This window comes from Bradyrhizobium yuanmingense (genome assembly GCF_900094575.1).
Classification (GTDB): Bacteria; Pseudomonadota; Alphaproteobacteria; order Rhizobiales; family Xanthobacteraceae; genus Bradyrhizobium; species Bradyrhizobium yuanmingense.
Genome location: NZ_FMAE01000006.1, coordinates 486,880 through 508,294, shown reverse-complemented (window position 1 = coordinate 508,294; position 21,415 = coordinate 486,880). Strand labels below are relative to the sequence as shown.

The 21,415-nt window shown below is 65.4% G+C and carries 20 protein-coding genes; 11 read left to right on the top strand and 9 right to left on the bottom strand.

What is annotated here, in order from left to right; translation table 11 throughout:
* The first annotated feature begins 97 nt into the window (after positions 1-97).
* Positions 98-772, top strand: coding sequence for a DUF938 domain-containing protein (locus tag GA0061099_RS23785; protein WP_036026286.1), 675 nt, complete (start codon positions 98-100; stop codon positions 770-772).
* 117 nt (positions 773-889) lie between these two features.
* Here the strand turns inward: GA0061099_RS23785 and GA0061099_RS23780 are convergent, their stop codons facing one another.
* Positions 890-2,956: a prolyl oligopeptidase family serine peptidase gene (locus tag GA0061099_RS23780; protein ID WP_074448071.1), complete on the bottom strand. Its 2,067-nt coding sequence runs from the start codon at positions 2,954-2,956 to the stop codon at positions 890-892.
* A 188-nt stretch (positions 2,957-3,144) separates the two neighbouring features.
* Between GA0061099_RS23780 and GA0061099_RS23775 the strand changes: the two genes are divergently transcribed.
* Both GA0061099_RS23775 and GA0061099_RS23770 read left to right on the top strand, forming a co-directional pair.
* Complete coding sequence (locus GA0061099_RS23775) at positions 3,145-4,392, top strand: MFS transporter (RefSeq protein ID WP_074448085.1); 1,248 nt, start codon at positions 3,145-3,147, stop codon at positions 4,390-4,392.
* Between the two features lie 141 nt (positions 4,393-4,533).
* Positions 4,534-5,781 (top strand): MFS transporter, encoded by a 1,248-nt coding sequence (locus GA0061099_RS23770; RefSeq protein WP_036026305.1) that lies wholly within the window; start codon positions 4,534-4,536, stop codon positions 5,779-5,781.
* Between the two features lie 76 nt (positions 5,782-5,857).
* On the opposite strand, the gene GA0061099_RS23765 is transcribed toward GA0061099_RS23770, so the two are convergent.
* Together GA0061099_RS23765 and GA0061099_RS23760 are read right to left on the bottom strand one after the other, a co-directional pair.
* Positions 5,858-7,348 carry a M48 family metalloprotease gene (locus GA0061099_RS23765; protein ID WP_036014583.1) on the bottom strand — a complete coding sequence of 497 codons (1,491 nt, stop codon included), beginning with the start codon at positions 7,346-7,348 and terminating at the stop codon, positions 5,858-5,860.
* A gap of 35 nt (positions 7,349-7,383) precedes the next feature.
* Positions 7,384-8,154, bottom strand: a complete 771-nt coding sequence (locus GA0061099_RS23760; protein WP_225113658.1) for a thermonuclease family protein — start codon at positions 8,152-8,154, stop codon at positions 7,384-7,386.
* 399 nt (positions 8,155-8,553) lie between these two features.
* Here GA0061099_RS23760 and GA0061099_RS23755 point away from each other — a divergent pair, with 399 nt between their 5' ends.
* From GA0061099_RS23755 to GA0061099_RS23745, 3 genes are all read left to right on the top strand, one after another.
* Positions 8,554-9,759, top strand: coding sequence for an ABC transporter substrate-binding protein (locus tag GA0061099_RS23755; RefSeq protein WP_074448069.1), 1,206 nt, complete (start codon positions 8,554-8,556; stop codon positions 9,757-9,759).
* A gap of 195 nt (positions 9,760-9,954) precedes the next feature.
* Complete coding sequence (locus GA0061099_RS23750) at positions 9,955-10,743, top strand: enoyl-CoA hydratase (RefSeq protein WP_036026312.1); 789 nt, start codon at positions 9,955-9,957, stop codon at positions 10,741-10,743.
* Between the two features lie 2 nt (positions 10,744-10,745).
* A complete protein-coding gene (locus tag GA0061099_RS23745) occupies positions 10,746-11,492 on the top strand; it encodes a VOC family protein (protein ID WP_036026313.1) in 747 nt (248 codons plus the stop codon).
* A gap of 186 nt (positions 11,493-11,678) precedes the next feature.
* On the opposite strand, the gene GA0061099_RS23740 is transcribed toward GA0061099_RS23745, so the two are convergent.
* From GA0061099_RS23740 to GA0061099_RS23730, 3 genes are read right to left on the bottom strand one after another with little or no spacing between them, the layout of a single operon-like run.
* Positions 11,679-12,491 carry an enoyl-CoA hydratase/isomerase family protein gene (locus tag GA0061099_RS23740; protein WP_036026314.1) on the bottom strand — a complete coding sequence of 271 codons (813 nt, stop codon included), beginning with the start codon at positions 12,489-12,491 and terminating at the stop codon, positions 11,679-11,681.
* A 17-nt stretch (positions 12,492-12,508) separates the two neighbouring features.
* A complete protein-coding gene (locus GA0061099_RS23735) occupies positions 12,509-13,669 on the bottom strand; it encodes an acyl-CoA dehydrogenase family protein (RefSeq protein ID WP_036026316.1) in 1,161 nt (386 codons plus the stop codon).
* Between the two features lie 17 nt (positions 13,670-13,686).
* On the bottom strand, positions 13,687-14,751 hold the full coding sequence (locus GA0061099_RS23730) for an acyl-CoA dehydrogenase family protein (protein ID WP_036026318.1): 1,065 nt from the start codon (positions 14,749-14,751) through the stop codon (positions 13,687-13,689).
* A 246-nt stretch (positions 14,752-14,997) separates the two neighbouring features.
* Between GA0061099_RS23730 and GA0061099_RS23725 the strand changes: the two genes are divergently transcribed.
* On the top strand, positions 14,998-15,783 hold the full coding sequence (locus tag GA0061099_RS23725) for an SDR family NAD(P)-dependent oxidoreductase (protein ID WP_036026320.1): 786 nt from the start codon (positions 14,998-15,000) through the stop codon (positions 15,781-15,783).
* 147 nt (positions 15,784-15,930) lie between these two features.
* Here the strand turns inward: GA0061099_RS23725 and GA0061099_RS23720 are convergent, their stop codons facing one another.
* Both GA0061099_RS23720 and GA0061099_RS23715 read right to left on the bottom strand, forming a co-directional pair.
* On the bottom strand, positions 15,931-16,203 hold the full coding sequence (locus GA0061099_RS23720) for a GlsB/YeaQ/YmgE family stress response membrane protein (RefSeq protein WP_370103030.1): 273 nt from the start codon (positions 16,201-16,203) through the stop codon (positions 15,931-15,933).
* 27 nt (positions 16,204-16,230) lie between these two features.
* Positions 16,231-16,797, bottom strand: coding sequence for a YidB family protein (locus tag GA0061099_RS23715; protein WP_036026322.1), 567 nt, complete (start codon positions 16,795-16,797; stop codon positions 16,231-16,233).
* Positions 16,798-16,958: 161 nt separating this feature from the next.
* Here GA0061099_RS23715 and GA0061099_RS23710 point away from each other — a divergent pair, with 161 nt between their 5' ends.
* Both GA0061099_RS23710 and GA0061099_RS23705 read left to right on the top strand, forming a co-directional pair.
* The gene (locus GA0061099_RS23710) at positions 16,959-17,960 is read left to right on the top strand and encodes a 2-dehydropantoate 2-reductase (RefSeq protein ID WP_074448084.1); all 1,002 of its coding nucleotides are present in this window, start codon (positions 16,959-16,961) and stop codon (positions 17,958-17,960) included.
* 20 nt (positions 17,961-17,980) lie between these two features.
* Positions 17,981-18,196: a hypothetical protein gene (locus tag GA0061099_RS23705; protein WP_074448068.1), complete on the top strand. Its 216-nt coding sequence runs from the start codon at positions 17,981-17,983 to the stop codon at positions 18,194-18,196.
* A gap of 163 nt (positions 18,197-18,359) precedes the next feature.
* On the opposite strand, the gene GA0061099_RS23700 is transcribed toward GA0061099_RS23705, so the two are convergent.
* The gene (locus GA0061099_RS23700; protein ID WP_036026327.1) at positions 18,360-18,983 is read right to left on the bottom strand and encodes a hypothetical protein; all 624 of its coding nucleotides are present in this window, start codon (positions 18,981-18,983) and stop codon (positions 18,360-18,362) included.
* A 230-nt stretch (positions 18,984-19,213) separates the two neighbouring features.
* On the opposite strand from GA0061099_RS23700, the gene GA0061099_RS23695 reads away from it, so the two are divergent.
* Entirely contained in the window at positions 19,214-20,731 is a 1,518-nt protein-coding gene (locus GA0061099_RS23695) for an AMP-binding protein (protein WP_074448083.1), read from the top strand.
* A gap of 21 nt (positions 20,732-20,752) precedes the next feature.
* Positions 20,753-21,391 carry an RraA family protein gene (locus tag GA0061099_RS23690; RefSeq protein WP_036026331.1) on the top strand — a complete coding sequence of 213 codons (639 nt, stop codon included), beginning with the start codon at positions 20,753-20,755 and terminating at the stop codon, positions 21,389-21,391.
* The last annotated feature ends 24 nt before the right edge of the window (positions 21,392-21,415 follow it).

Here is a 21,415-nt window from a genome sequence, read left to right as displayed (position 1 = left end):
TGACGAGATAGTTCGTTCATTCGGATGGGCGTGAACTAGCAGATTATTCTCGGACGTTTGGCCGCCTTTTCCGGTTCGCATTTTTTGGGGACGTCACTTGGCTGAATATGTGGTCGAATTTGGCAGGGATGGCGGACGGGTCGAGCCGGATGGCCGGCTCGATGCGCCGGCCTTCCATCGCAATCACGAACCGATCTGGGCGGCGCTGGAAAAGCATCTCGCGGATGCGACCGGCAGCGTCGTGGAACTCGGCAGTGGAACCGGGCAGCACGTGGTGCATTTCGCCCGCCACACGCCGGGCCTGATCTGGTGGCCGAGCGATCTCAACCAGCGCCACCTCAAGAGCATCGAAGCCTGGCGCGTGCATGCCGGCCTGCCGAACATCCGCCCACCCCTGCGCATCGATCTCACCGATCCCGACTGGTGCCCGGAAATGAAAAGCGGGCAGGGGCCGACCAGCCTCGCGGCCGTGTTCTGCGCCAATGTCATTCACATCGCGCCCTGGGCCGTGGCCGAAGGCCTGTTCGCCGGCGCCGGGCGTTATCTGCGCCGCGACGGCAAGCTGTTCCTCTACGGCCCCTTCAAGCGCGACGGCAAGCATACCGCGCTCAGCAATGCGGTGTTCGACACCTCCTTGCGCGAGGGCAATCCCGAATGGGGCGTGCGCGACGTCGTCGACGTCGAGAAGCTGGCGAAGGCGGCAGGCCTCGGCCTCGTCGACACGATCGAGATGCCCGCGAACAATCTGACGCTGGTGTTTGCAAGAGGCTAGGAGGTCGTCATGCCCGGGCTTGTCCCGGGCATCCACGTTCTTCGGGCGGTAAGGCAAGGCGTGGATGGCGGGGCCAAGCCCGGCCATGACGATGTGGAGACGTCAGCGCACCCAACTCTAGCCTTCATCCCGCCACCCGATCTTCTCCTTCAAGAACCGATAGCCCAGCACCTCGAAACCGGCGCGCTCCTTGTTGTCCTTGCCGTAGCCGTGGCCGCCTGCGGGCGGCTCGTAGAACCAGGCCTCATAGCCCATGGCCTGCAGCTTTGCCGCCATCTTGCGGGCATGGCCGGGATGGACGCGGTCGTCGCGCCGCGTGGTCGCAATCAGGATCGGCGGGTACGACTGGCCGTCCCTGACGTTGTGATAGGCGGAGTAGGTCTTCAGCCACTCCCATTCGTCGGGCTTGTCGGGATCGCCATATTCCGCGATCCAGCTCGCGCCGGCGAGCAGCTTGGTGTAGCGGCGCATGTCGATCAGCGGGATGGTACAGAACAATGCGCCGAAACGCTCGGGGTAGCGTACCAGCATGTTGGTGATGAGGATGCCGCCGTTCGATCCGCCCTGCGCGGCGATGCGTTTTGCGCTCGTCACACCGCGGCGGACGAGATCGGCCGCGACCGCGGCGAAATCGTCGTGTGAAAGCTTCTTGCCGGCAAGCCGTCCGGCATCGTGCCAGCGCGTGCCGAACTCGCCGCCGCCGCGCAGATTCGCCTGCACAATCGTGCCGCCGCGCTCCAGCCACAACTTGCCGAGCGAGGAATTGTAGTACGGCTTCACCGAGTGACCAAAGCCGCCATAGGCGCTCAGATAGACCGGCGCATCGCCGGTCTCGCCGGCAGGGCCCGTCTGCACATAGGGGATACGCTCGCCGTCAACGGAGATCGCCTCGTGCTGCGTCACCACGAGGCCATCGGCGGTGAACGTCTTCGGCGCCTGCTTCAGCACGATCGGGCTTGCGACGCCGCGCTCGATCAGCAGCAGCGCCGGCGGCGTCAGCGGGTCCTGCACATTGGCGAGCAGATCGCCATTGCTCTCCGATGCATGGCGGTCGAGCGGCCAGACATCGACGACGCCGATCTGCGGCAGGCCGCCAAGTGTCTCGCGGCTCCAGCTAGTGGCAGACGGTGTGCAGATCTCGAAGCGATGTTTGAGCTCGTCGAGAATCGACATCACCAGCTTTCCTTCCGCCCAGAACAACCCTTGCAGCGCGCGCCGCGGTGCGGGCTCGAACAGGACGACAAAATCGCGGCTGCCGGCGAGGAAGGCCGAGAGCGAGATGCCGAGCACGGTGTCGGTGGCATAGGTCCGGCCATCGACCTGCCAGTCCTTGCGTAGCTTCATCGCGAACCAGTCGCCATGCGCCTGCATCCAAATCCCGGTCGGCAGATCGAGCTTCGTCGTCGTGCCGGCCGCATCGCGCAGCCAGATGGCGTGGTTGAAGAAGTCGATCTGGTCGACGATCCAGACCCGGGGCGCCGCTCCGGTGTCGTCGGCCATGCCATAGATTACCATGTGATCGGCGGTGGTCTCGATGACCATCTGTGCCTGATCGACCGGTTGGCCGCGCCGCCACAGGCGGACGGTGCGCGCATAGCCCGAGCTCGTCGCCATGTCCTCGCCATGCGCGCTTGACAGCAGCAGCGTGTCGGCATCGAGCCAGTCGACGCCGCCTTTCGCTTCCGGCAGCGCAAAGCCGTTCGCCACGAAACTTTTCGTGGCGAGGTCGAATTCCCGCAAGGTGACGGCATCGCTGCCGCCGCGCGACAGGCTCAAGATCGCCCGCGAGCTTCCCGGCATCGTGGCGATACCGCTAAGCAACCAGTCCTCGTCTTCGCTTCTCGCGAGCTGGTCGATGTCCAGCATGGTCTCCCATGCCGGATCGGCTTTGCGAAATTCCGCAAGCGAAGTCCGCCGCCACAGGCCGCGCGGGTTGGCGGCGTCTTTCCAGAGATTGTGCAGGTCGTTGCCGCGCCGGCTGACATAGGGAATGTTGTCAGGTCGGTCATAGATCGCCGCGAGGATGTCGCGATCGTGCTCGAAGGCCTTGCCGCCGAACGCGGCGAGCGTCAGGCTGTTCTGCCGCTCGACAAAATCGAGCGCCTGCCGGCCCTCGATCTCCTCCAGCCACAGCCAGGGATCGTCGTCGGGCGCTTGAAGCGTGGGCCTGTCGTCGACGGACATGAAGGTAACTCCCGGGAAGATCGCGGCGGATAGGATTTGATCGAGCGCAAGCCGTCAAGGGCGTGCAGCGTTATCATCCCAGCGATTGCGTCAGGGGCATGGCCCGCGCCCGTTTGCGCCGGTTGCCGGCCCTCACTCACCCCTCCATAGTGCCGCGAATCAACAGAGCCCTTCGGGCGGAAATGCCGATGCTGGACGTGACTGCCGCCAATGAGATCGCCGACGATGCCCGCGTGCGCGCCAACGTGGTGCGCCTCGCCGCCGCGCAGGCGCTGACCGGCGCCAACTCGGCCGTGATCTTCGCCACCGGAGCGATCGTCGGCGCCACGCTCGCGCCCGACATGTCGTTCGCGACCGTGCCGATCTCGATGTATGTGGTCGGGCTCGCCGCCGGGACGCTGCCGACCGGCGCGATCTCGCGCCGCTTCGGCCGCCGCGCCGCCTTCGTCATCGGCACGGGTCTCGGCACGCTCACCGGACTGCTCGGCTCGCTCGCAATCCTGCGCGGCTCGTTCGCGCTGTTTTGTCTCGCGACCTTCCTCGGCGGCCTCTACGGCGCGGTGGCGCAATCCTATCGCTTCGCCGCCGCGGATGGCGCCAGTGCGGCCTACCGGCCGAAGGCCGTGTCCTGGGTGATGGCGGGCGGCGTGTTCGCCGGCGTGCTCGGTCCGCAGCTCGTGCAATGGACCATGGATGTCTGGCAGCCTTATCTGTTCGCCTTCAGCTTCCTGGTGCAGGCCGCCGTCGCGCTGATCGCGATGGGCATCGTCGCTGGCGTCGATATGCCGAAGCCCGCGCCGGCCGATCTGCACGGCGGCCGGCCGCTGCTCACGATCGTGGCGCAGCCGCGCTTCATCGCGGCAGCGCTGTGCGGCGTCATCTCCTATCCCATGATGAACCTGGTCATGACCTCGGCGCCGCTTGCGATGAAGCTGTGCGGCCTGTCCGTGTCCGATTCCAATTTCGGCCTGCAATGGCACATCGTTGCGATGTACGGGCCGAGCTTCTTCACGGGCACGCTGATCGCGCGCTTCGGCGCTCCGAAGATCGTCGCCGCCGGCCTGCTGCTGGAAGCGGGCGCCGCCATCATCGGTCTCTCCGGCCTCACGGCGATGCATTTCTGGGCGACGCTGATCGTGCTTGGCGTAGGCTGGAATTTCTCCTTCATCGGCGCCTCCGCGCTGGTGTTGGAGACACATCGCCCGCAGGAACGCAACAAGGTGCAGGCCTTCAACGATTTCCTGGTGTTCGGCATGATGGCGATCGGCTCGTTCTCGTCGGGCCAGCTGCTCGCCAATTACGGCTGGTCCGCGGTGAACCTCGTGGTGTTCCCGCCGGTGGTGCTGGGTCTTGCGGTGCTCTCGCTGGTCTCCTGGGCGAAGCGCCGCAAGGCGCGGCTGGAGGCAGCCATGGGCGAATTCCCCGACGCGGTCTAGTTTGGCAAGAGGCTGTCAGCAGCGTTAATACTTCGATGCAGGTCGAAGTGATTTTCGAGGGCCGCGTTGTTACATGATGCTCGTCATGAAGAAGCGAGCGCAGAGCCAGGCGCTTGCGGGGGATGCGAAGGAGAAGCGCAAATGCTCGACAGTCCCCGCCACGCTGTGCCAATCGACGAATCCTCGCTCCGCTATGAAGGCTGGCGCATCGTCGCGGTCTGCTTCCTGCTCGCGACCTTCGGCTGGGGCCTCGGCTTCTACGGCCAGAGCGTCTACGTCGCCGAGCTGCAGCGCGCGCGGGGCTGGCCGGCCTCGCTGATCTCCTCCGGCACCACGTTCTTCTACCTGTTCGGCGCGCTGTTGGTCGTCTTCGTCGGCGAGGCCGTGCGGAAATACGGTCCGCGGCTGAGCCTGATCGCCGGGACGCTGGCGATGGCGGCGGCTGCGGTCGCGATCGGCGCGGTGCGCGAGCCCTGGCAGCTCTATCTCGCTAATGCCGTGCTCGCCTTCGGCTGGGCCGGCACCAGTCTTGCCATGATCACCAATACGATCAGCCTGTGGTTCGACGAGAAGCGCGGCATGGCGATCAGTCTCGCGCTCAATGGCGCCAGCTTCGGCGGCATCGCCGGCGTGCCGCTGCTGGTGGCGTTGATCGGCCATATCGGCTTTGCCGGTGCGATGTACGCCGCCGCCGGCGCCATGCTGGTGCTGCTCGTGCCGGTCATCCTCCTTCTCGTCGGCCGCCCGCCCGATCGCCACGGGTGGCAGGCGGCGGCGAAGGCGAAGCCGCAATCATCGACTGAGATCCGCGCCTGGGCGCTGCGGGACGCCGGCTTCCTCACGGTGACGATCGCCTTCGCCCTGGTGCTGTTCGCCCAGGTCGGCTTCATCGTGCATCTGATCTCGTTCCTCGATCCCGTGATCGGACGCGAGCGCGCCGCCGTGGCCGTCGCGGTGCTCACCGCGATGGCGGTGGTCGGCCGCGTGCTGTTCTCGCTGGTGATCGACCGCATCAATCAGCGCCTCGCGTCCGCGCTGTCGTTCCTCAGCCAGGCCGCCGCGCTTCTCGTCGTCGTCAACCTGCACAACGATTACGTGCTGATCGCGGCCTGCGCCGTGTTCGGCTTTTCGGTCGGCAATCTCATCACGCTGCCCTCGCTTATCGTGCAGCAGGAGTTCGACTCCGCCGCCTTCGGCGTGCTGATCAGCCTCAACACCGCGATCAACCAGGTGACCTACGCGTTCGGTCCCGGCGTGGTCGGTTTCCTGCGCGATCTCTCCGGCGGCTATACGCTGCCCTTCTATCTCTGCATCGCGCTGGAGGTGATGGCGGCGGCGCTGATCATGGTGCGGGGGAAGCCGCGGGCAAAGTTCTCTTCAGTGGGATGAGACGCGCTTGGAGCGGCGTTAGAGCATGATCCGGAAAGTGTGTAGCGGTTTTCCGATACGATCATGCTCAAACAAATTAGTCCGCGACGATCTTGACGCGGTCGCGCACCTTCACCTGCGCGGTGCGATCGAGGCCATTCAGCACGCGGAAGCGCTCGGCGGGATGGTCGACGCCGGCCATGCGGTGGGAGAGCGACTCCACGGTATCGCCGGGCTGCACAGTGATGACCTTGATGCGCAGCGGGCGCGCGGCCTGGATTTCCTCCAGCGTCAGCCGGCGGAACGAGTTGACGGTCTCGCGCGCATTCCGCTCGCTCTCGGTCGATTTCTGCCGTGCCGCGAAGATGAAGCGATAGACGTCGCTGCCGAAGCGCAGCGCATAGACCTTGAACTGCCATTGGTCGCCCTTGGCGGTGGCGGACGCCGCTGGAAAACCGTTGACGGTGAGATCCTCGGTCGAAGCCTTCTCGACGCCTTCCATCCAGCCGGAATTGAGGTAGTCGCCGAGCGACTGTTCGGCCGGCACGCGCACGACGTCGAAGCGCATCGCCTGCGCGCCGCCCTCGCGGACGCCGATCACGGCCTGCGCGGTGTTGTCGAGCGTGAAATTGTCCGGCGCCTGGAAGGTGAAGCCGAGCTTCGGATGCAGGAAGCGCCGGCCGCGGACAAAACCTTCGCTCGGGTCTTCGCCATAGACGAGGTTGTCGATCGCGGCGAGATAGCTTTCGCGATCGCGCTCGGCGCCTTCAGGCGCGGTGTATTGGCGGGCAATGTTCTGCGCGTTCTGGACGCGTTCCGGAGTTGCCGGATGCGACGAGGTGAAATCCTGCGCGCGCGGATCGAGCGAGCTCTTGCCGGCCTTCAGCTCGGCATTTCGCTCCATCGCGGACAGGAAGCGCGCCGCGCCGTACGGGTCGAAATGCGCCTTGGCGGAGATGCCGACGCCGATGCCGTCGGCCTCGAACTCCTGCTTGCGCGAGAAGCTCGCCATGGTGAGCTTGGTCTTGGCCAGCGCCAGCGCGGTGAGGTCGGGATCGTTGCTCATGTCGGTGACAACGCGGGTGACGATCGCGGCCTGGCGGGCCTGGTCCTCGCGCATCGCCGCGTGCTTGGACAGCACATGCGCCATCTCGTGGCTGAGCACGGAGGACAATTCGGAGGTGTCGCTGGCGAGCGCGAGCAGGCCGCGCGTGACATAGAGCTGGCCGTTGGGCAGCGCGAAGGCGTTCACCGCCCCGGAATTGAGGATGGTGACCTTGTAGCCCTGGTCGGGCCGCTCGGAGGCCGCGACCAGCCGGTCGACGGTCTTGCTGACGAGCGCCTCGAGCTTGGGATCGTCATAGGTCCCGCCATAGCTCGCCAGGATGCGCTCGTGCTCCTTCTCGGTGGCCGGGGTTTGGGCGACGGCAGGCTTCGGCTTCGGCATCGCGACGGCTGCCGGGGTCGCCGCAGTCTGGAACCGGCCCATATCGCCGCAGCCAGCGAGAAGTCCGCCCAGCGCAAGGCAAAGCGCGGCCGGCGCAGCCCGCAGGCGGCGGCAATCGCCCAGTCCGTGCCGTTCTAGCACCCCATTCACGTCGTTTAACCCGTGCCCGGCCTGTCTTAAGGCCTTACCCCTGTCGGCTCGTTTGCGCCCAGCAACTCGATCTGCCCCACGAGGCGTACATCGATGCGTGGCCCCGTATTCCCCTCAACCCAGCCCCGAACGCGAATACGCCGATTCTCCAGGGACTTAAGGGCCATACCAGCGCTTTCGAACGCCGCTAGCGTGCGCTTTGAAATAGTCACGGCAAAGCCGCGTGTCCAGTTTCGTCCGAAGTTGAGGTAGGTCGTTGCCCCAGCTTGCCGGACCGACAGGACTTTGCCTTCGACCACCGTAAAGCGCCCGATCTCCGCCAAAATATCGTCCGGACTTTCCGCGTTTTTTATGGCCGACGGGTCAGCCCAGCTGCCCATTTTTTGGCGCCGCGCCGCAGCTTCGGACGCCATCAGGGCGGCCGCGCAGTCCTTGTCCAGGATCTCGGCGGAGGCGATGGCATCGCCCCGAGCGAGCAGCATGGCCTGCACCGAGATGTCGCCTTCGCCGATGAAGACAAGCGCACTCTGGCGGCCGTAGCGATCAGGCGTGTCGTCAGCGCTCCGCAGCATCACGTCGTGGCCGGCGAGCAGCGAGGTCAGCGCCTGCTTCGTGGTCGCGGTCGGCGCGATGCCGCTGAGGCGGATCTCGCGCCCGTCATCGAGCCGCACGCTGCGCGCATCGACGATGGCAGCGACGCGGCCTTCGCCTTGGGACTCGAACTGGCAGGGGCCCGCGAATGCCGAGCTACTTGCGACGAGAAGACATGCGACGATGAAGCGAAGCCGTTGCGTCACGTGATCCGGAGAGGTTGCATTGCGGCCGGACCTTAACTCATGCGTGGTGAGACGCGAAGGGGCTTTCTCACACCCTTCATTGCGAGGAGCTCTTCGCGACGAAGCAATCCAGACTGTTTCCGCGGACGCATTTCTGGATTGCTTCGCGGAGCCTGTCATCCGGCCGCGCTTCGCGCGGACCCGTTGGCTCGCAATGACAATGCGGGGACAGCTTCCGTCCTCGCGGCATTCCGCTTTGCGGAAAGCGCGCATTGATCATTCATCTGCATCGCACCTGCGCTTGCTGCGCTCTTGCGCATGCGGCATGATTGCGGCAACAGCGAATAGCCAAGAGCAATAACCCAAGAGCAATAACCAAGCCGCCATCAGAGCACGGCGCGATAAGGGAGGTCGTTTTCGATGAAGACTATTTTGTCCGGCATTTTTGCCGCCGCGTTTGCCCTCAATGCGAGCGCCGCACAGGCTCAGGACAAGCCGCCGCTGAAGATCGGCGGCATCCTCGACATGTCGAGCCTTTATGCAGATATCACCGGCTCCGGCAGCGAGACTGCGGCGAAGATGGCGGTCGAGGATTTCGGCGGCGAGGTGCTGGGACGCAAGATCCAGGTGCTGGCGGCCGACCATCTCAACAAGGCCGATCTCTCCGCCAACATTGCCCGCGACATGCTCGACAATCAGGGCGTCGAGATGATCTACGACGTCGCGGCCTCCGCGACCGCGCTTGCCGCCGGCGAGATCGCGAAAGCGCGCAACAAGATCATCATGTTCAACGGGCCGGGCTCGATCCGTCTCAGCAACGAGGCCTGCGGTCCCTACACCATCCACTACGTGTTCGACACCTACGGCCAGGCCAACGTGACCGGTCTTGCGGCGGTGAAGTCGGGTCTCGACAGCTGGTTCTTCCTCACTGCCGACTACGCCTTCGGCCAGGATCTGGAGAAGGACACCAGCGCGGTCGTGACCAAGACCGGCGGCAAGGTGCTCGGTGCCGTCCGCCACCCGCTCAACACGTCGGATTTCTCGTCCTTCCTGCTCCAGGCTCAGGCCTCCAAGGCCAAGGTGATCGGGCTCGCGAATGCCGGCGGCGACACCATCAACGCCATCAAGCAGGCGGCGGAGTTCGGCATCACCAAGGGCGGCCAGAAGGTCTCGCCGCTGCTCGCGTTCGTCACCGATATCGACTCGATCGGGCTCGAGACCGCGCAGGGGCTGCTGCTCGCGGAAGCGTTCTACTGGGATCTCAACGACGACACGCGTGCATTCTCGAAGCGCTTCATGGAGCGCACCAAGCGCGTGCCGACCTCGGCACAAGCCGGCGTCTATTCCTCCGTCACCCATTATCTGAAAGCGGTGAAGGCAGCCGGCACGACCGACGCCGCGGCGGTGATCAAGCTGATGAAGGAGACGCCGATCAACGACTTCTTCGCCAAGAACGGCAAGATCCGCGAGGACGGCCGCATGATCCACGACATGTACCTGTTCGAGGTGAAGAAGCCGTCGGAGTCCAAGGGCCGCTGGGACGATTACAAGCTGCTCGCCACCGTCCCCGGCAACGAGGCGTTCCAGTCATTGGAGCTGTCGCGCTGCCCGCTGGTGAAGAAGTGACGGCGTGACGTAAGGGCACGCCGTCATCCCGGGGCGCGCCAAACAATAGGTCGTCATCCCGGGGCTCGCGAAAGCGAGAGCCCGGGATCCATTGGGCGGCATTGACGGTTGAGAGATGGATTCCGGGTTCGCGACTTCGTCGCGCCCCGGAATGATAAAGTGAGAGAGTGGCACCACAGAATGAGGCCAACATCCATGAACGACATGGTCCTGCAAAAGCTCGAAGGCGGGCTGCTCACCATCACGATGAATCGGCCGGAGCGGAAGAACGCGCTCAATCCCGAGATGGTCGCCGGGCTGGTCGAGGCGGCGCGGCGCGCGGCTGATGATCCCGAGGTGCGGGCGGTGCTGTTCAAGGGCGCCGGCGGCTCCTTCTGCGTCGGCGGCGACGTCAAATCGATGGCAGCTGGTCGCGCGCCGCTGCCGTTCGAGCAGAAGCTCGCAAATCTGCGCCGCGGCATGGAGGTCTCGCGCATCCTGCATCAGATGCCAAAGCCCGTGGTGGCCCAGCTCGATGGCGCGGCGGCGGGCGCCGGCCTGTCCATGGCGCTGTCCTGCGACCTGCGCATCGCCTCCGAATCCTGCAAGATCACCACCGCCTTCGCCAAAGTCGGGTTCTCCGGTGATTACGGCGGCACCTATTTCCTGACCCAGCTGCTCGGCAGTGCGCGGGCGCGCGAGCTCTATCTGATGTCGCCGGTGCTCACCGCGAAGGAGGCACATGCGATCGGCATGGTGACGAAGGTCGTGCCCGACGCCGAGATCGACGCGGCCGCGCACGAGCTCGCGCTGTCGCTGGCGCAAGGGCCGTCGATCGCGCTCGGCTTCATCAAGCGCAACATCAACAACGCCGAGCACCTGGCGCTGGAGGATTGCTTCGACGGCGAGGCGATCCATCACACCCGTTGCGGCGACACCGAGGATCACAAGGAGGCGGCCAAGGCCTTCGTCGAGAAGCGCAAGCCGACCTTTAGGGGCGCATGACCATGGCGCCCTATATCCGGCTGCGTCAGATCTGCCTGGTCGCGCCGCAGCTCGAGCCCGTCATCACGGATATCGGTCGGATCATGGGCCTCGCCGTCTGCTATCGCGACGGCAATGTCGCCAAATACGGCCTCGAGAACGCGCTGCTCCCGGTCGACACGATCCTGCTGGAGGTGGTCGCGCCGTTCAAGGACGGCACCACGGCCGGTCGCTTCATCGAGAAGACCGGCGGCCGCGGCGGTTACATGGCGATCTTCTGCTGCGACGACCCGGACGAGCGCGGCCGCAACGCCAATGCGCTCGGCGTGCGCACCGCCAATGTCATCGACCACGCGCCGTATCACGGCGTCCAGCTCCACCCCCGCGACTGCCGCGCCGCCTTCATCGAGTTCAATCACACCGAAGGCAGCGACGACATCCTCGGGCCGTATCCTCCGGCGGGACCGGACTGGCAGAAATTCATTCGCAAGGATGTGACCGAGGCGCTGACGGCGGTGGAGATGCAGAGCCCGGATCCGCAAGGGCTGGCCGAGCACTGGGGCAGGATCATCGGAATTGCGCCTGAAGGCGCCGAACTGAAGCTACCCAACGCGACCTTCCGCTTCGTCAAGGGCGCCAGCGAGATCATGAGTGCGCTGGAGTTTCGGGTGACTGACGTGGCGCAGGTGCTGCATACCGCCAAGGCAAAAGGGCTCGCGGTTGAGGGCAACGAGTTTCTGCTGGGCGGAGTGACGTTCCGCGTGAGTTGAGCGGGCAAACCCTCTCCCCCTGTGGGAGAGGGTGGCTCGCCGCGAGCGGCGAGACGGGTGAGGGGTCTCTCTCCGCGAGCGAATCACTTGCGTTTGAATGCGCTGAAGCAGCCCCTCATCCGGCGCTTCGCGCCACCTTCTCCCACAAGGGGAGAAGGAAGAAAGAAGCGATCGCTTTGTAATAAACTACCTTCCCTTGAAATTCGCCACCCGCCGCTCTTCCGTGGCCTTCACGCCTTCCTTGAAATCGTCCGTCGCGCGCAGCCGCGTCTGCTCGGCGAGCTCGTGATTGGTCGCGGCCATCACGCGGTCGGCGAGGCCATTGCGCATCGTGGCGCGGGTGGAGAGCAGGCCGAGCGGGGAGCATTCGGCGATCTCGCCGGCGAGCTTCATCGCGGCCACCTTCACCTGGTCCTGCGGCACCAGCTCGTTGGCGAGGCCCCATTTGTAGGCTTCCTCGCCCGTGACGCGGCGGCTGGTATAGAACATCAGCTCGGCGTTGTTCTTGCCGATCAGCTCCGGCAGCGTCACGGTCAGGCCGAAGCCGGGATGGAAGCCGAGCTTGGTGAAGTTTGCGGAGAAGCGCGCTTCGGGACAGGTGACGCGGAAATCGGCCGACACTGCAAGCCCGAGACCGCCACCGATGGCCGCGCCCTGCACGGCGGCAACGATCGGCTTCTTGGCGCGGAAGATGCGCACGGCCTGGATGTAGAGATGGTTGATCGGGCCGAGACTGTCGGCCGGATCGCCCTTTTTCTCGGCCTCGCGCGCCTCCTGGGCCTGCCGCGCCGGATCGCCGAAATTGGCGCCGGCGCAGAACGCCTTGCCCTGCGCGGAGAGCACGGAGGCACGGATCTCGATGTCGCGGTCGAACTCGTCGAGCGCGTCCGCGATCTGGTTGATCAGCGAGATATCGAAGAAGTTGAGCGGCGGACGGCGGATCTCGATGCTGCCGACATGCCCGACCTTCTCGACGCCGATATCTTGATAGGTGCTCATGATGATCCTCGATTGACTTAACGCAAACCCAATCCGCGGGCGATGATACCGCGCAGCACCTCGGTGGTGCCGCCCTGGATGGTGAGTTTCGGCGCGGTCTTGATCGCGAAGTCGAGCTGCCGCTCCAAGGTCTCGCGGTTGCTCGCGGTCTCCTCGACGAAGGCGGCGAGATCGCGCACGCGATTCGGCAGCTGCTGCTCCCAGACCGTGCCGATGTCCTTGACAATGGACGCTTCGACCACCGGCTCCTTGCCGGCTTCGAGCATGCCGGCCACCGAGACCGACATCCGCCGCATGGTGTGGAGCTGCGCGACCAGGCGGCCGATGCCCTCGGCGCTGCGCGTATCGGGATTGGGACCGACAGCGCGGACCAGCTCGGTGAGGACGTAATAGGTCTCGAGGAAACGCTCAGGGCCCGAGCGTTCATAGGCGAGCTCGCTCGTCGCCTGTTTCCAGGCGCCGTCGACCTCGCCGAGCACATGGTCATCGGGAATGAAGTGATCGGTGAAGACCACCTCGTTGAACTCGTATTGCCCAGTGATCTGGCCGATCGGATTCACCTTGATGCCCGGCTGCTTCATCTTGACCAGGAACTGGGTCAGGCCGTGGCGGCGGTTCTCCTTGGTCGGCGGCGAGGTCCGGAAGATCGCGATCATGTAGTCGGCGATATGCGCCGACGAGGTCCAGATCTTGGTGCCGTTAATGAGATAGCCGCCGTCGGTCTTGGTCGCGCGCGTCTTCGCCGCGAACAAATCGGAGCCCGAGTTCGGCTCGCTCATGCCGATGGCAAAGCAGATCTCGCCGCGGCAGATCCTCGGCAGGATCTCCATCTTGATGTGCTCGGGCGCGTATTTCAAAAGCACCGGCCCGCTCTGGCGGTCGGCGACGAAGAAGCGCCGCGTCGGCGCATTGGCGACGCGCATCTCCTCGGTCACCACGTAACGCTCGAGGAAGGAGCGTTCCTGGCCGCCATACTTTTTCGGCCAGGTCATGCCGAGCCAGCCCTTGGCGCCGACCCGGCGGGAAAATTCCGGCGCGTCGGTGTCCTCGCGATTGGGCTTGTGCGGATCGAAAGTGCCGGCGGCGATCTCCTCGGCGAGAAAGGCGCGGACTTCCTTGCGCAATTGCTCGCATTTCTCCGGCAGGCGGATCGGATCGAAACGGAGGGCAGCAGTCATTGTGTCTCTCTCCCGGATCAGCGCGATGCCACGAGCGGCCACAATTCGTCGGCGCCGCGGTTTGCGACGAGCTTGCCGAGCTCGACGGCCCAGTAGCTTTCCGAGCCAAAATCGTCGCGCCAGGCCAGCGCGCGCAGCGAATAGCGGTGCAGGATGTGCTCCATGGTGAAGCCGATCGCGCCATGGACCTGATGCGCGATGCCGCCGCCCTTCTCGGCAGCTTCCGCGCAGCGGATCTTTGCGGAGGCGGCTTCGAGATAGATCTCGTCGTTGAACGATCTTGCATTGGCGATGGCGTCGGCGGCGGACGTCGCCGCCGCGAGCGCCGCGGCGGATTCGCCGGCAAGGCGGGCGAGATTGTGCTGCACGGCCTGGAATTTCGAGATCTTCTTCTCGAAGGCGACACGCTCGTTGGAATAGCGCACGGAGATGTCGAGCATGGATTCCAGCGCGCCGGCGATCTGGAGGCTGCGCGCGACGCCGCCCATCAGCATCAGATGGGTCTGCTCAAAGCCGTTCGGCGCGGGCTTGATGGCGACGGGCTGGACCTTGTCAAGCGTGACGGTATCGCTGTGGTCGTAGCCGACATTGAGCCCGGCCTCGATCCGCGCCTTGGCCGCGTCGATCAGCGCAATGGAAGCACCGTCCTTGCCGTGTGCCAGCACCGCAAAATGCTTCGCCGTCTTGGCAAAGGGCACGCCGCGCGCGCGACCGGAGAGCGCACCGTCGGCATCGAGGGTGATACGGTCCTTCGGGGACGCCGGCACGATCGTCATCTCGCCTTCGGGGGAAGCGATCTTGGCCTGTGCCAGCAGCCATCCCGCCAGCATGGTCTCGGCCAGCGGCACCGCGACTGCGAAACGGCCGGCGGCGTTCAGCAGCGCAAAGCCGTCGGCGAGGCTCGCGCCCGAGCCGCCGAGATCGTCCGGCACCCAGGACAGCGGCAGGCCGGCTTCGCTCAGCGCCTGCCACAGCGGCGCCTGCCAGGAATTGTTCTTGTCGTTGTTGATGGTTTGCGGGTCGGCGAGATCGGCGAAGATCTTCTCCGCGGTCTCGACGACGATAATGTCACTCTCCGCCACAGCGTTCCCCGTATCTTGCCATTGGCGCGTCCGGTCAGATCGGCCAGTGCGCAGTCTCTTCTTGCGCCCGATGATCGGAAAAAGCCATGGCCCTGACAAGCGTTGATCGCAGGTCCATCTGCGGCGTGGGCATGGGGCCAGGCTTCAGGAAATGCTAATTCCGCTTAGCGGAGTTTGCTCGATTTGCAGGGCGCGGCAAACTCGCTAAACAGGACGCCACACCAGAGACAGGGGAAGGAAATCCGGATGGCAAAAGACGGCTTGTGCGCAATCGTGACGGGGTCCGCATCCGGGCTGGGTGCAGCGACTGCGGAGATTCTCGCCCGCAGCGGGGCGCGGCTCGTCATCAACTATTCGTCGAGCCAGAAGGAAGCCGAGGCGACGGCCGAGACCTGCCGCAAGGCCGGCGCCGCGGAGGTTTTGGTCGCACAGGGCGACGTCTCCAAGGATGAGGATTGTCGCAAGATCGTCGCGGCGGCCAGCGGCTGGGGCCGGCTCGACATCCTCGTCAACAATGCCGGCACCACCAAGCATGTGGCTCACGCCGATCTCGACGGTCTGTCGGCGGAAGATTTCCAGCGGGTCTATGGCGTCAACACCATCGGCCCGTTCCAGATGGTGCGCGCGGCGCGCAGCCTGCTCGAAGCCGCCGCCAAGGCTTCGGGGCGGCCATCTGCGGTCGTGAACGTGTCCTCGGTCGCCGGCATCAGCGGCGTCGGCTCGTCGATTGCGTACGCCGCGAGCAAGGGTGCGCTCAACACCATGACGCTGTCGCTGTCGCGCGCGCTGGCGCCGCTGATCCGCGTCAACACGGTCTGCCCTGGCTATATCGACACGCCCTGGTTCACCAAGGGCCGCGGCGAGGCGCAGGCCAAGCAGGTGCGCGACAGCGTCGTGGCGAAAGTGCCGCTGAAGGTCGCATCATCCGCGGAGGACATCGCCCAGCTCGTCTGCTTCCTGGCGACGCCGGCCTCCAGCAACATGACCGGCGAGGTCGTGCGCATGGATGCGGGGATGCATTTGATTGCGTGAGACCCGATACGCCCTCTCCGCGTCATGGCCGGGCTTGACCCGGCCATCCACGTGAGGCCGCTCGGGTCGAAGGACGTGGATGCCCGGGTCAAGCCCGGGCATGACGATGAGGAGGTGGCGTGCTCTCGTCGTTACCGCTTCTAAGCGCTACCCCTTGATCACGCCGCTCGCTACCAGCCGATTCCAGATGAACAGCACCACCACCGCGCCGATGGTCGCGGTGATGAAGCCGGCGCCCTGGTCGGGGCTGTAATGGCCGATGGCCTGGCCGATCCAGGTGGCCAGAAACGCGCCGGCAATGCCGAGGATGGTGGTGAGGATGAAGCCGCTCGGATTGTTCGGCCCCGGCGACAGCCAGCGCGCGATGAGGCCGGCAATGAAGCCGACCAGGATGATCCAAAACAGGCCGCCCATGCTCATGACAGTGCTCCCCTCTCTTTGAACCGATCAGACCCGATCCGAGAGTTCATTCTCGGTCGGCAGCCGTCCGTCCGGCGTCAAATGGTCGACCACCTGCGGCAGATACTGGCTGAGGCCGGAGAGCAGCTCTTCGCGCGACAGGCCGCTCTGGGCGGACAGGCTATCGATCTGGTCGGCGCCGAGCGCGCTGGCGAGATCGCCCGGCGCGATTGGCTTGTTCTCGCCCTTGCCGACCCAGGAATTGGCGGCATCACCGTGTCCGCTCTGCTGGAGCTGGTTGAGGAGATCGCCAAGCCCGCCGCTCAGAATGCTGCCGGCCGCACCGCCGGCGAGCAGGCCGCCGAGGCCGCCCTTGAGCATGTCGTTCAGACCGCCGCCCCGACCTACGTTCACCGGCGGAGGCGCGGGTGTCGGCAACGGTTGGGGCGCTGAGCCGGACTGGTTGCCGGTGAAATGCTTGAATGCCTTCCAGGCGAGCAGGCCGAGCAGCGCCATGGTCATCGGCGACATGCCGCCGGAGGATTTCTCGGAGCTCGGTGTGCTCTGGCCGCGCGGGCCGTTCTGCATGCCGTTGAGGACGTCGAGTAGACCCATGGTGCTCTCCTTTGGCGTCTCGTTCGGCGAGCGCTCGCCGCTGACTGCCCCCGGGGCGAGAAGATATGGGGCGCTCATGACCGTTACAAGTCGGATGCGCCGCGATTGGTTGTCGGGCTCGGCTCTGCTATCGAAGGCCGGTCATTCAGGGAGTGAGCTCGGTGATTGCGGATCGACCGATCGTTGTGGCCGGCGCCGGCGCCATCGGCTGTTTCGTCGGCGGCATGCTGGCCGCCAGCGGCCGCCGCGTCGCGCTCCTGGTGCGGCCGCGGGTAAAGACCGAGATCGAGCGGTTCGGCTTGCTTCTGACTGATTTGGACGGCTCCGAGAACAAGCTCGGCGCGGGTCAACTGGCGCTGTCGGAGGATCCCTCGATCTTCCACAACGCCGGCATCGTGCTGGTGACGGTGAAAAGCGCCGATACCGCTGCTGTCGCCGAGCAGATCGCGCAGCATGCGCCTGAGGATGCCGTCATCGTCTCGCTTCAGAACGGCGTCGGCAATGTCGCTGCGCTGCGCGAGCGGCTGGGCGGCCGCCGCGTGCTGGCCGGCATGGTGCCGTTCAACGTGATCGCGATGGGCGAGGGCCGCTTCCACCGCTCGACCTCCGGCGACATTCATGTTGGCGAGGATGCGGAGAACACGGCCGGGAAGCTCTCGGTCGCCGGCCTCAGGATGCGCGCGAGCGGCGAGATCACCGGCGTGCAATGGGGCAAGCTGATCATCAACCTGAACAACGCGCTCAGCGCGCTGTCGGACATGCCGCTTGCCGCGCAACTGGCCAGCCGCGACTGGCGCAGGCTGTTCGCCGACCAGATGGCCGAAGGGCTGGCCGTGCTGAAGGCCGCCCACATCGTGCCGGTGTCGTCGACGCCGATCCCGATGAGCTGGTCTCCAACCCTGCTGCGGCTGCCGGATGCGATCTTCGGTGCAATCCTGGGCCGGACCATGAAGATCGATCCCGAGGCGCGCTCCTCGATGTGGCAGGATCTGAAGCAGGGCCGCAAGACCGAGATCGACTATCTGCAGGGCGCGGTGATCGCGCTCGCCGAGCGGAACCATGTCGCCGTGCCGCTGATGCGCCGCATTGTTGCGCTGATCAAGGAAGCCGAGGCGGCCGGCAACGGTCCGCTCCGTATGACGCCGCAGCAGATTCGGGGGTAGCGCCCGAAAGGAGGAGCGCGATGAAACGTGGTCTTGTGATCGGGCTCGCGCTGACCGCCTTCTGCGGCACATCGACGCTCGCCTATGCGAGGCCGCCGACGGTGATGAACTCACCTGGATATGACAGGCGATTGCAGGAGAGCCGGTCGCAGTTGGGTGCTTCGCCGATGGTGACGGAGCCGGCGACTGCGCCGTTGGCGAAACCGAAGCAGGGCAAGAAGAAGCGCACGAACTGAGGGTGGGAGCTGATCTGCATCCAACTCGTCATTGCGAGCCACCGGGTCGGCGCAAAGCGCCGCCCGATGACAGGCTCCGCGAAGCAATCCAGAATCCCACCGCGGAAAGACCCTGGATTGCTTCGTCGCAAGGGCTCCTCGCAATGACGGTTATGGGTGCAACTCACCCCTTCTTCGCGGGCTTGCTCGGGGTCGGGTTGAACAGCTTCTTCAGGTCGTTCAAGCTCTCCGACAGCCGCGGCCATTCGCAGGAGAACGAGCCCTTGGCGCAAGATGCAGCCTTCGGCTTCGCGCCCGCGGCTTGCTGCACCTTCGGCCGCTCGACCGGCACCGGCACGCGCGCGACTTCGGTCCGCAGCGCGACCTGCTGCAGCTGCTGCAACTGCTGCTCCTGCTGTTCGCGCTGCTGCCGGGCGATAGCCTGGGCCGCTTCGTTGCTGCGGCGCTGGTTGGCGAGATAGGCCGTATAGGCTTCGTCGATCTTCTTCTGCTCCTCCGGCGTCGGATTGGGGCCGGCGATGTCGAAGGTGCGATCCTGGAGGAAATCGTAATAGGAGTAGCCGCCGCCCGGCTTGCGGCGGCCGGCAAACTTGGCGTTACAATCGGCAAGGGCGGCCGTCTTCTCCGCCTTGGTTGCGGCCTTCTCGGCGGCGTCGGCGCATTCCTCGAAATCAACCGGAGCCCGCTTCCACCATTGCGCCTCGGCATGCCCGTGCGTCAGCAGGAAAAAACCTGCTGTACCTACGGCGAGCAGCGCCGCACGACGCGATGTAACGACCGACGACATTCTACGAGAGCATTCCTTGCGCAACTCAACCCGAACTGAGTCGAGCCGGATTTTTGCCTCTTTCTTGCCGGCTTGTCACCCATGGAACCCAGGAAATTCAGGGCTGCGATGCTGACATTTTATGCTTGACGTGGCGCGAGAGTCACAGCGCCCGGACCGCGGGCTGGTACACTCGTGCTGCGAGCGCCTTGCTCCGCGGCGACGCCAAGAACACGAAGTGGAAACGCCTGATGTTGCTGCCGCTCTCAGATGTGCCGCGCTGGTACGCTGAACGCAAACCACATGGCACGATTGCGATCCGTCACGGGCAGGACACGCTGACCTGGGACGAGCTCGAGCACGGCGCCAACCGCCGCGCGCGGGCGTTCATGGCCAAGGGCGTCAAGCCCGGGGATTTCGTCGCGATCGGATTGCCGAACGGCAACGCGTTCTTCGAGACCTCCTTTGCGGTGTGGAAATGCGGCGCGACGCCGACCTCGCTGTCGTGGCGGCTGCCGCGCGGCGAAGCCGCCGCCGTGCTCGACATTCTCAAGCCTGCGCTGGTGGTCGGAGGCGAGGCGGACTGGAATGCGCCGAACCGGTTGCCTGCCGACTTCGTGCCGGAAGGATTTTCGGATGGGCCGCTGGCGCCGCCGGTGGCGCGATACTGGAAGGCGATGACCTCAGGCGGCTCGACCGGCCGTCCCAAGGTGATTCTGGATCATCAGCCGGCGGTGACCGATACCGCGGCTGCGCCGGCGCTCAATATTCCCTTCGGCGTATCGCTGCTCAATCCCGGTCCGCTCTACCACAACGCGCCGTTCATCGTGTCGCATTACGCGCTGTTCGTCGGCGGCAAGCTCACGGGGCTGACCAAGTTCGACGCCGAGGAGACGCTGCGGCAGATCGAACGCGAGCGCGTGCAATGGGTCAATTTCGTGCCGACCATGATGCACCGGATCTGGGCGCTGTCTGCGAGCGTGCGCAACTCTTATGATCTGTCGAGCCTGCAGACGGTCTTCCACATGGCTGCGCCGATGCCGCCGTGGCTAAAGGAGAACTGGATCGGCTGGCTCGGACCCGAGCGGATTTGGGAGCTCTATGGTGGCACCGAGCGGCAGGGCGCCTGCATCATCTCCGGCACTGAATGGCTGACGCACAAGGGCTCGGTTGGCAAGATCGGCGACATGGCGAAGCTTCGCATCGTCGGCGAGGACGGCAAGGACGTTGCGCCCGGCGAGACCGGCGAGATCTATTTCCTCAACAATGACGGCAAGGACGCCACCTACCATTATCTCGGCGCCGAGCCGAAGCGCCGCGCCGACGGCTGGGAATCGCTCGGCGATATCGGCCGGCTGGACGCCGAAGGTTATCTCTATCTCGGCGACCGCCTCGCCGACATGGTGCTGCGCGGCGGCGCCAACATCTATCCGGCCGAGGTCGAGGCCGCGGTGTCCGAGGCTCCCGGTGTGCGCTCCTGCGTCGTGGTGGGCCTGCCCGATCCGGAATTGGGCCAGCGTGTGCATGCCATCATCGAGCCGGAGCCCGATGCGGACGGGCAGGCCATTGCCGACGGCATGGCGGATTTCCTCAAGGACCGGCTCAGCCGCTATAAGCATCCCGAAAGCTTCGAATTCGTCAGCGCCCCGCCGCGCGACGATTCCGGAAAAGTCCGGCGCACCCTGTTGCGCGATGAGCGTGCGACGTGGATGAAGGAGGGGCGCGCGTTCCGGATCTTGCCTTCGAAGGCGCGGGCGCATGCCGAATGAGACAAGCAAGGAAGGACTGACATGACGATCACCATCGTAGCGAGCAGCGTGCCGAAGCCGCCGGCAAATATCATCGAAGGTTTCAGGGACGCGCCGACCTCGGTGATCTCGGACAATCTCGCCCGGCTGCCCGGTGCAGTGGGGCTGAGGCCCTATCACCGCGGCGGCAAGCTGGTGGGCACGGCCTTCACCGTGCGCACCCGTCCCGGCGACAATCTCGCGATCCACCGCGCGCTGGATCTGGTCGGGCCCGGCGACGTCATCGTGGTCGACGGCGGCGGGGACGAGACGCGCGCGCTGATCGGCGAGATCATGAAGAACATCGCGCAATGGCGCAAAGCCGAAGGCTACGTAATCGACGGCGCGATCCGCGACGTCGCAGCATTCGCGGCCGACGACTTCCCCTGCTACGCCCGCGCAGTGATCCATCGCGGTCCCTACAAGAACGGCCCCGGCGAGATCAACGTGCCGGTGACGATCGGCGGCAGCGTGATTGCGCCCGGCGACATCGTCGTCGGCGACGAGGACGGCGTGGTGTCGTTTCCCGCTGCCGGCGCGGCCGCCCTGTTGGAAGCGGTGCGTGTCCAGGTCGCGCGCGAGGAGGAGACGCTGAAGGCGATCCGCGAGGGCCGTTACCAGGGCGCCTACGGCAAGTCCTGATCAGAGGAGCGTGAAGGGAGGATG